Annotated in this window: 10 protein-coding genes and 1 pseudogene; 6 read left to right on the plus strand and 5 right to left on the minus strand. The window is 55.7% G+C overall.

The annotated features are described in order from the left end of the window. Positions 1 to 74: 74 nt before the first annotated feature. Positions 75 to 872 carry a hypothetical protein gene (locus tag KQ307_RS11435; RefSeq protein ID WP_259728009.1) on the plus strand — a complete coding sequence of 266 codons (798 nt, stop codon included), beginning with the start codon at positions 75 to 77 and terminating at the stop codon, positions 870 to 872. Here the strand turns inward: KQ307_RS11435 and KQ307_RS11440 are convergent. Then, complete coding sequence (locus KQ307_RS11440) at positions 851 to 1,768, minus strand: NAD-dependent epimerase/dehydratase family protein (RefSeq protein WP_259728010.1); 918 nt, start codon at positions 1,766 to 1,768, stop codon at positions 851 to 853. The two genes, KQ307_RS11435 and KQ307_RS11440, sit on opposite strands and share 22 nt — an antisense overlap. A 131-nt stretch (positions 1,769 to 1,899) precedes the next feature. Here KQ307_RS11440 and KQ307_RS11445 point away from each other — a divergent pair, with 131 nt between their 5' ends. Continuing rightward, the gene (locus KQ307_RS11445; protein ID WP_259728011.1) at positions 1,900 to 2,136 is read left to right on the plus strand and encodes a hypothetical protein; all 237 of its coding nucleotides are present in this window, start codon (positions 1,900 to 1,902) and stop codon (positions 2,134 to 2,136) included. 413 nt (positions 2,137 to 2,549) lie between these two features. On the opposite strand, the gene KQ307_RS11450 is transcribed toward KQ307_RS11445, so the two are convergent. Further along, positions 2,550 to 2,966 carry a hypothetical protein gene (locus KQ307_RS11450; RefSeq protein WP_259728012.1) on the minus strand — a complete coding sequence of 139 codons (417 nt, stop codon included), beginning with the start codon at positions 2,964 to 2,966 and terminating at the stop codon, positions 2,550 to 2,552. Positions 2,967 to 3,080: 114 nt separating this feature from the next. Between KQ307_RS11450 and KQ307_RS11455 the strand changes: the two genes are divergently transcribed. Further along, positions 3,081 to 3,554 carry a hypothetical protein gene (locus tag KQ307_RS11455; protein ID WP_259728013.1) on the plus strand — a complete coding sequence of 158 codons (474 nt, stop codon included), beginning with the start codon at positions 3,081 to 3,083 and terminating at the stop codon, positions 3,552 to 3,554. Between the two features lie 18 nt (positions 3,555 to 3,572). On the opposite strand, the gene KQ307_RS11460 is transcribed toward KQ307_RS11455, so the two are convergent. From KQ307_RS11460 to KQ307_RS11470, 3 genes are read right to left on the minus strand one after another with little or no spacing between them, the layout of a single operon-like run. After that, complete coding sequence (locus KQ307_RS11460) at positions 3,573 to 4,310, minus strand: phycoerythrobilin:ferredoxin oxidoreductase (RefSeq protein WP_259728014.1); 738 nt, start codon at positions 4,308 to 4,310, stop codon at positions 3,573 to 3,575. Next, positions 4,310 to 5,029, minus strand: a complete 720-nt coding sequence (locus KQ307_RS11465; protein ID WP_259728020.1) for a 15,16-dihydrobiliverdin:ferredoxin oxidoreductase — start codon at positions 5,027 to 5,029, stop codon at positions 4,310 to 4,312. Before KQ307_RS11465 ends, KQ307_RS11460 begins: the two co-directional genes overlap by 1 nt. Further along, a complete protein-coding gene (locus tag KQ307_RS11470; protein ID WP_311133764.1) occupies positions 5,022 to 5,705 on the minus strand; it encodes a phycobiliprotein lyase in 684 nt (227 codons plus the stop codon). Before KQ307_RS11470 ends, KQ307_RS11465 begins: the two co-directional genes overlap by 8 nt. Positions 5,706 to 5,744: 39 nt before the next feature. On the opposite strand from KQ307_RS11470, the gene KQ307_RS11475 reads away from it, so the two are divergent. The 3 genes and pseudogenes from KQ307_RS11475 to cpeB form a co-directional block, all read left to right on the plus strand. After that, a complete protein-coding gene (locus KQ307_RS11475) occupies positions 5,745 to 6,359 on the plus strand; it encodes a pentapeptide repeat-containing protein (RefSeq protein WP_259728016.1) in 615 nt (204 codons plus the stop codon). Between the two features lie 547 nt (positions 6,360 to 6,906). Continuing rightward, complete coding sequence (gene hemH, locus KQ307_RS11480) at positions 6,907 to 8,082, plus strand: ferrochelatase (protein ID WP_259728017.1); 1,176 nt, start codon at positions 6,907 to 6,909, stop codon at positions 8,080 to 8,082. 644 nt (positions 8,083 to 8,726) lie between these two features. Further along, positions 8,727 to 9,059: pseudogene (gene cpeB, locus KQ307_RS11485) on the plus strand (class 1 C-phycoerythrin subunit beta); the annotation flags it as partial.

Here is a 9,059-nt window from a genome sequence, read left to right on the forward strand (position 1 = left end):
CCGTTGAGGCCATGAAGGACCACCTTCCGCACTAGATCTGCATGGCAAGAACAGCGAACCAGAGAAGCGCAGGCGTGGATCGTCAGTGGGATCTGATGCGGAGCAGCTTTGATGGCACATGGAAGGGGCTGACCACCTGGTATGGACGCTACGGCGCTGAGATGGATCTCAGCCGTGGCACATCAGATCCCGCAGGTTCGATCTATGCCATACGTTTTTCCGATGCCAACACCGGCGTTTGGCATGGTACTGGCTTGCGATTCGCTCCAGGTGGCGAACGCCAATTCCCCCTCTATCGCCATAGCTACAATCTCGGAAATCAATGCTGGCATTTCCCTAATACAGCCGGTCAATCCAGCCTTGATATGGACGCAAGCAGCGGGCGCGCCGGACATGAAGTTAATTTCTTCACGTCCCGCTCCCGATCCATGCTCGTTGCCCTTTATCAGCGTGAGGAGGGTCACAGCATGATCCTGGATTCCATCGCAGCGACAGCATTTCGCTGCCAGCGGACCACTGCCGATCCCGTTCGGGACGTCACAGAGACAAAGCACCAGCTCTTTCAGACCATCACCGGCTGGCCTGGGATGGAGCAGGAGTTACGTCCCGGCCAATGGCCGGAATACACACCGCCGAGCCTGCCAATCGCTGCATTCGCTGCCAGCAGCTTTCTAAAACATGAAGTGAACGGTTATTTTGCAGATAAGATCACCTGCAGCTTACCGGCGCATTTGCCCCAGGGGCCATTTGATCTAAATTTTGGATGCCTGATCACCCCAAACAGCTTTGTGCATCTAATGATTGAATACGATCAAGCGCACCAACTCACTCGCTGGGTTGAACGCCGCTATCAACCCACCATCAATGGCTGAGCGAACGAGAAGCCCAGCTCCTTGAGCTTGGCATTGCTGACTCTTGCATTGAGCACACGATCGGTTGTATCCACCGAAAGCCATTTCGCCAGTGGCAGGCCCGCTTGCTCACACAGGCGATCGGTGAGTTCTTGCCCGCTGCACTGGGTATCATTCACTAGGTTGTAGGTATCGTTAAGATTGTGATCAAAAGCAAACGAGACTCCGCTAACGATGTCATCGCGATGAATCCAGCAAGGCACATTCTGACCATTGCGCTGCACAACGCCCCCAGCTGCGGAAAGGAGCATGGCAGGAATGTCACGGCCCGGGCCATAAATGCCGCCCAAGCGCAAGATGCAAACCTTGATCTGGTCTGAGCGCAAGGACTGGATCATCTCTTCAGCTTTTGAAAGCACCTCGTTGACCGGATGTTGCGTATCAAGCGGCGCGGCTTCGTCTGTTAATGCGCCTCCGCGATTGCCATAGACACCACAGCTACTCAGATGCACCAGCTGCAAAGGGGTGTTAATGGAGCGTCGCTCCAATGCATCAATCAAACATTGGATTCCTCCAAGAAAGGTTTGTCGGTATTGATTCACATCAACCTGGGAACTCTTTGAAGGCGCGAACGACACCAGAATCCCATCTAAGTCTCCAACAAAATCGAGGCTGCTGCGGGAATCCGAAGAATCAAAGACCACCGGTGAGTCGACAAGCTCACCAAGCTCAACCAGTCGTTGGTGGCGTGTGGTGGTTCCCAACAATTGGTGGCCCTCTTGCTTCCAGGCCTTGGCCACAGCTTCGCCCACATAGCCACAACCAAGGATGGCGCGCTGCTCGCCCGAGGGCAGGATGGGGCGCTGCTCCTTGGCAAGCAACTGATAAAGCGAGGAGAGGTCGGAGGAGGCTGTCACAGGGATCGTTACGTTTCGTAAACGTTAGCTCACAGATCGTTGCCGTGTGTGTCGGTTTCTACCGTTCACCTCGATCAAGGCGCTTTTAGGCTCCGCCTAGCGTAGAAGGTGACCTGAAGTACGCCATTTCAATGCCTAACTACCGGATCACAGCGGAGGGGCTGGAGGATTTGCAGGTGGCCTGCTCAGGTTGCAGTGGTGACGCACTCGCTCTCGCCCTGACCGACCGGGGAATGGAGCGCTATACCGCGGATCGGCGCAGCGAGGACGGCCTCCAATGGTGGTTTCAAGTGACCTTCAGTCCCGAAGGAGCCAGTGAAGATCGGGCCGTCACCAAGGAGGTCAGAGTCGATCGAATCGACGCTTGATGTTCTGGCTGACACCACGCGCGCCCTCACCAGGTTGGACGCATTCCGAAACGTCGACCAAAGCTCACCACTGCCTGCTGCTACGGCACGACGCCACTACGCCGACATATTCGATACGGCATTGCGCTCAACCGCGTGCCCCGCGGTAGGCACATCTGCACTCACTTCCCCACCATGAGCATCCCCTCCCGTCCGCTGACGCTGGCCAAGGAACCCGGATCCTCGCCCTGATACAGCAAGCGGGGCCCCTTCTCTGCCGCATAGCATACCCATCTGAAGTTGGAGTAGATCCACTAAGGCTTTGCCTGCACCCTCCACATGCACCAGCCCACGATTCAAGCCGGGACCTATAGACTGATCTCCCATCTCTAGAGACCAGAAAGGCTGACGAAGGCCGTGAGCTTTTTAATTATTTAGGCAGCGAGGAAATCCTGTGTAAAGTCCTGGACTTCCTCGTAGTCAATCCCAAGCTCTTGATTCTCGTCGTCAATGAATTCAGAAGATTCGAATGCAAGTTCAATGGTTTTTGATTTAGGCAGTTGTTGGGCAGGAAGATCCGGCTGGATTGATACATTTAAAGAGCGGCGCGATTCGGAATGATTTAAAATTAAATAGCTTGCAAGGCTTTTAATTATAACGTCGGCACCATTTAATGCCATGTCACTTGCTTGTAAGGCTGAATCACTGATGCCTTTTATCGCATCATTATCTAGCGAAATAATTAATTTTTCTAGTCGCTCCTCTGTCTCTATAAGTCGTATAAGCAAGGCCTCACACACCTGACTCAAAGCCATGACCTGCTCTGCAAGCCTCTGTTGAAAGGGGTCCACGGGGTAGGACGCGAATTCACTTTTAGATCCTACCGCCGATTTGTCACAAGTCCAGCCTCAGAAGCTTAGAATGAGGAGTAGATCAACAAGCCCAGCAGATCAGAGAACAGACCCATGGCAAAACCCATTGAGCAGCGTTCTGTTGACGAGCAACAGAGACGGCTAACAGCACTACTTACCGAGCACTGGGGCGAAAGATTGGAAATCAAGTCGAATGAAGCCCAACTAATTCTAAGCCTTGAGCCTGATATCCAAGCCACATGGCAATCAGAGGCGGAAAGCCTTGCCATAAACGCTGACATGAACATCATGTTTGCTTCCGACCAGAACATAAACGGAGAACGCTTCACACTCACATACATTGTTGGTGCAGCCTTGAAGCTGGCCGGCGCGCATAGTCCGGATGAACTCTATGGGTTGCTAATTGAAATTGGAGTTGATTCTACCCATGCGGCACTGGCAGCGGACAATTGCGAAGGACTGAACCTAGGAATGGCCTGGTCATTTTATCGAGATCTCCATAACCTCTTGGTTGCCGTACCACTGATGAATTACGGATTTGCCAAGAGCCTGAGCTGCCAGCAGTAGCTCTAGGAATGGCTTCAATCAGCGGTGGTCAAATAGGAATCCACGAATATAGCCTTCTGTCCATGATTCACCATAGAATCTTGTCAGCATGCCGCGGGCGGGATCCTTCTCTGCTCGGTAGTCAAGATATTGCAATTGCCCCTCCCTCAACTCCTGCCTCCTGTCATCATCCACTGAGACTGCCTCCAGAACGAGTTCAAGGTAGAGGTCTAGATAAGCAACAAAGGCATCCATTAACGGCCCATCAATCAAAGTATCGCTTTCAGATGTCAGTGGTAGCCGGGTCCAAAGAAAGCATGGAGAAAAATAAGGTTCGGCCTCCTCAGGAATCGGCCCCCCATCAGGCAGGAGCGGACGAAAATGGTCAAACAAAGGCAAAAGCCTCGCCCAAACAGCCTCGGTGTGAAGGCGGTCACGCTTCAAAACGGGTTGAAGGTCCAAAGCTATGAGGTGACCTCCAGGCAATGTCACCAAGTCGGCTCCAAAAAAGGGTAAATCAAAGCCCGGCTCAGGGCTGATCACCAAGTTCAGCACTTGTGGGCTCGGTTCGGCCACTACGCACGCCGCCCTGGCTTGGCGCAGCTTGGCATTGCGAACTCCCCAACTTGTAGTTGTTACATTAATCGGATTCGAACGAGACCCCGTGGAACCAACCTTCTTCACCATGTCTATCGGAATCGGGTAAGGCTCCAGCGCAAGTTTCGCAGTGATCCTTGTCACTGCATGATTAAAAAAGGATTCCCAGCGCCAGGTCATCAGTGATTTGAAGAAGTTGACACAAGAGAGGAGAGCGGGAAAAGGAACGATCGCATGAAACGATTGCTCCATTCCTCGCCGAAATAGCTGGTAAAAAGCCCGTGGGCTGGATCACGCTCAGCACTGTACTGATCGTAAGCCCGCTGCAGAGTTTCGACACGATCAATCTGGTCAGGTGTGCTAGGTGCCTCCACGTGCATCGCTGCATACGCCCGAATGATCTCAAGAAATGATTGCTCAACCAACGGGGCGAGCTCAGCAATCGAGCCTCGCGCAAACAGCAGAAATGGTGAGAAATACTGATCAGCGTCATAGAAGCGCATCGCCTCACCAACAGCCAAGCTTGGATGCCTTGCCTGAATGGCTTGCAGCCCTGAAAGGTAGCGGTCGGCATAGCCCTTGCCCTGCTCTAGAGGCTGGAAGTCCATCACAGCAACCAGCTTGTCTCGAACTGCAAAGCTGAGCAGGTCGATGCCCAGGATCGGTTGGTCGCGACCAAACTCTGGGTAGGCGACCGCATTGAGAACTTGGACGGCATCACCGCCATCAAGTTGGGTTACTCTCCATCGGCGAATACCAGGGGCCTGCCAAAGGCTGCTCCGAATAACAGCACCTTTGCGAGAATTAGTCTGATGAGCCAGATCGGAATCCAAGGAGAGACGTATTCCACCTAAGCCTTCAATCTCCTTAATTAGGATGTCATGATAACGGTCAAACATTATCGGAACCCCCATCCATCTTGGTGGCATTCACGTCCAACATCTTCAGTTGATCTCGCCTAACTTCGGTGTCACGGCGCAGGGCATGAAAAGATTCAATGTCATGGCACCGAGTTTCAGTAGAATAGCTTACTAGATTAACCCCTCCCATCACCAGCGAAGTTCCCACTCGGACACGGGTGTCGTCGCTCAAGAACCAACAACGTTCCACCCCAGAATTTCGATCATACTCGGTATGCAGGGACATGACCCCATCATCACTGATGACATAGTGGCTAGCAACCGCCAAGCCTTCAAGGTAGCCTACGTCACGGTACATCACTCCTCGAGTGTCATCACTAGGGTCTGGAATGTCAACCAAAACAGCAGCATTTCCATCCACAAGATCAATCGGCATCGTATTGCTCTGCCAAAAGAATCTTGCCCCACCAACAGCACCTCCACTTGCAAGCTTGAACTGCTCAGACACTCGATCTACAGCAAGATCATCAGGTCCGAAGGGTACAATGACGAGATTTGAACATCCCGACTCATCGTCACTCTCCTCAAAGTGGTGCACAGATCGGTGTGACAGCCACGTTCCAGCGCTTCTTGCCAAGAACTGCGCCATCGTGCGCGGAGAAGCAGACGGCCTTGTTAAAGACACACTCAGATCGTCTCTTCTTCCATACTGCATGATCGGAAGCAGCTTCCTGCAGGATCCTCTGATTTTGTCATGACCCAGAACCTACGTGCCGCAGCCCTCCAGGGGGCGAATCTACGTGGTCAGAACTTGACCGGCGCCAACCTCTGCCGGGCAGATCTTAGGGCAGCAGATCTGCGCGGAGCACAGATCGACCAGGCACGCCTGAACCAGGCCCGCTATGACGCAGCGACGCGCTGGCCAGAGGGTTTCGACTATCGCCACTCGGGGGCCGTCGGTCCTGGTGCCAACCTCTCTGGGAAGTACCTCTGTACTGCCGACTTGCGTGGAATGGATCTGACCGGCTGCACCATGCTTGGGGTGCATCTGAGTGGCGCCGACCTGCGCGGAGCCATTCTCGAAGACATCTCCTTTGTCGGCGGCGATCTGCGGCGGGCCCGTTTTGGAGGTGCCTTGATGGCACGATGTCGCTTCAGGGAGGCAGAGTTGGACGGCTGCGACTTTCGCGGGGCAGACCTACGCGGAGCCGACTTGGCCCAGGCTCGCAGCATCAAGGGAGCGGTGTTTTCTGAAGCACTGGGAAGCGAGGAATGGGCCTCTTCACTGCTGACTCGGTCTCCCGCGGAACTGGATTGCTGGAATCCACTGGCGCGCTGCACCAGCCGCGACAGCCTCCTCTCGTTGTGAGGCACAGATCTGATCATGACGGAACCAACAGCCAGAGGAAAGCCTGCTAAGGAATGTGTCTCTGACTCCCCCTGCAGTGAAGACTCCACAAATCAACCGGCGAGCACCCAGGTGCTGGTGATCAGTGGAATAGATCCAGCTGAGTCCTGTGATGGGGAGATGTTGAGGCGGATCTTCAACAACCCAAGACCCCACCGACGCAGTGAGCCACGCAGAATCTCCACAGCCGGCACCTGCTACAAAAACCACCCAAGGGATCGGTGAAAAAGGCTTGCTCGAAGGCCTCAAACCGCTCCAGCGCCATGGCCGCTGCGCTTGGTCGGCCCCAGTCGCCACAGCCGAAGCGTTGCTGGCGCAGGTCCTGGCTCAGCCAGCATCGATCGCGGCAAGCGAAGGTTTCAGGGCAGTGGGGGCCGATGGCCGCCACCAAACAGTGGGTCGGCTGCCATGGCGGCGATGGGCGCGAAGACGGATCGATCAGTGCTGGCAAGCTCCGGCGGGCACCAGCAGGGTTACGCTCTGAGCCAATCGATGGACCAATTCGGGTATGGCCAGGATCGGCGTCGTGCTGCTGAACCTCGGCGGGCCTGAGCGCATCGAAGATGTCGGCCCTTTTCTTTACAATCTCTTCTCTGATCCGGAGATCATCCGGCTACCCACGCCCCTACTGCAGAAGCCCCTGGCCTGGCTGATCAGCACACTGCGCAGCGACAAGTCCAAGGAGGCCTACCGCGCCATCGGTGGCGGCTCCCCCCTCCGCCGCATCACAGAACAGCAGGCCCGCGAGCTCCAGAGTGAGCTACGGCAGCGGGGTGTCCAGGCCACCACCTATGTGGCGATGCGCTACTGGCATCCGTTCACCGAGTCGGCCGTGGGTGACATCAAGGCGGATTCGGTCGATGAGGTGGTGGTACTGCCCCTCTATCCGCACTTCTCAATCAGCACAAGCGGTTCGAGCTTCCGAGAACTGCAGCGCCTGCGCCAGGCCGATCCCGCCTTCAGCAAGTTGCCGCTCCGCTGCATCCGCAGCTGGTACGACCATCCCGGCTACGTGCTGGCGATGGCCGAGTTGATTGCCGCTGGGGTTCGCAGCTGCCAGGACCCCGCCACCGCACACGTGTTCTTCAGCGCCCATGGCGTGCCCAAGAGCTACGTGGAAGAAGCTGGTGATCCCTATCAGCAGGAAATCGAAGCCTGCTCGAGGCTGGTGTTGGCCAAGCTGGAGGAACTGCTAGGCCATGGCAATCCCCACAGCATGGCCTATCAGAGCCGGGTGGGCCCGGTGGAATGGCTCAAGCCCTACACCGATGAAGCCCTGGTCCGGCTTGGTGAGGAGGGGGTCCAGGAGTTGGTGGTGGTGCCAATCAGCTTCGTGAGCGAGCACATCGAGACCCTCGAGGAAATCGACATCGAATACCGAGAAATCGCCACTAGAGCCGGCATCAGCAATTTCGTGCGCGTGCCCGCCCTCGACACCTACCCCACCTTCATCAAGGGTCTGGCTGATCTGGTGCAACTGGCCCAGGCCGGCCCCGAAGTGAACCTGGATCAGGCCGCCTCCCTGCCCAGTCAGGTGAAGCTCTTCCCCCAGGACAAGTGGGCCTGGGGGTGGAACAACAGCTCCGAGGTCTGGAATGGTCGCTTGGCGATGCTCGGGTTCTCGGCCTTCCTTCTGGAGCTGTTGAGTGGCCGAGGTCCGCTTCATGCCCTTGGTTTACTCTAAAAGTTCGCTTAAAAATTCGGGCTACCCTGCGAAAATGCGGCAGCTGGTTAACAGCTAGCGCTGGTAACGGCAATGGAGCAAGGACTGTTCGGTGTCGATTAACTGATTAACAAATCGCTTGAGGCAACACGGCCGCCTATGTCGTTGACCCCGTGTACCTGCAGGAACAGCTCTCCTTCCTTGACCCTGGCTCTCCACTGCGCATTAGGCCTTCCTTCACCTGGAGATCAGCACTGGAAGCCCTCCAGTAGCCGCTTCTTCCATTCGCTCAGCTGATTCGGGTGCACCGCGTGGTCAGCGGCGATCTCCTGGAGAACCTTGCGGCCACTGACTCCTCCCTGGCGACTCTGACCTTGCAATCAGGGGCCGTGGGTACGGCATTTACTCATTCGTGAGGCCCCCTCTAAGGGGCGTGGCCACGCATCAAAAATTAACGATGGAGCCTGCCTGGAAAACCCAGGCCAGCTCACGCCCATTACGTCAAACCCGCCATGTTCTTAACATTTTCTTCTTTTTTAAGTTTTGTTGGCGGCGACCCTTGTTACCTAGGGGGATGCCGCAAAGGCTGAAAAACTTTTGATCAAGTGACAGGAACGTCCCTCGTTCTATTCACTGCGTCACCTCCACTCCTTTCTCTCCTCCCCATGCTCGACGCCTTCTCCCGCGCTGTTGTCAGCGCTGACGCCAAGACAGCCACCATCGGTGGTGCCGAACTGGCCGCCCTGCGCCAATACGTTGCCAATGGCAACAAGCGCCTTGATGCCGTCAACGCGATTGCCAGCAACGCCAGCTGCATCGTTTCCGACGCCGTGTCAGGCATGATCTGCGAAAACACCGGTCTGATCCAGGCTGGTGGCAACTGCTACCCCAACCGCCGCATGGCCTCCTGCCTGCGTGATGGTGAAATCGTTCTTCGCTACATCTCCTACGCCCTGCTGGCCGGCGATGCCTCCGTCCTCGACGACCGCTGCCTCAAC

Origin of the sequence: Synechococcus sp. CS-1326 (assembly GCF_025128115.1) — a bacterium.
Classification (GTDB): domain Bacteria; phylum Cyanobacteriota; class Cyanobacteriia; order PCC-6307; family Cyanobiaceae; genus Regnicoccus.

Bases quoted from the DNA above. Each gene is read 5' to 3' on its own strand.
- KQ307_RS11445 (WP_259728011.1), top strand. From the start codon at position 1,900: ATGCCTAACTACCGGATCACAGCGGAGGGGCTGGAGGATTTGCAGGTG.
- KQ307_RS11455 (WP_259728013.1), top strand. From the start codon at position 3,081: ATGGCAAAACCCATTGAGCAGCGTTCTGTTGACGAGCAACAGAGACGG.
- KQ307_RS11460 (WP_259728014.1), bottom strand. From the start codon at position 4,310: ATGACCTGGCGCTGGGAATCCTTTTTTAATCATGCAGTGACAAGGATC.
- KQ307_RS11465 (WP_259728020.1), bottom strand. From the start codon at position 5,029: ATGTTTGACCGTTATCATGACATCCTAATTAAGGAGATTGAAGGCTTA.
- KQ307_RS11470 (WP_311133764.1), bottom strand. From the start codon at position 5,705: ATGCAGTATGGAAGAAGAGACGATCTGAGTGTGTCTTTAACAAGGCCG.
- KQ307_RS11475 (WP_259728016.1), top strand. From the start codon at position 5,745: ATGACCCAGAACCTACGTGCCGCAGCCCTCCAGGGGGCGAATCTACGT.
- hemH (WP_259728017.1), top strand. From the start codon at position 6,907: ATGGCCAGGATCGGCGTCGTGCTGCTGAACCTCGGCGGGCCTGAGCGC.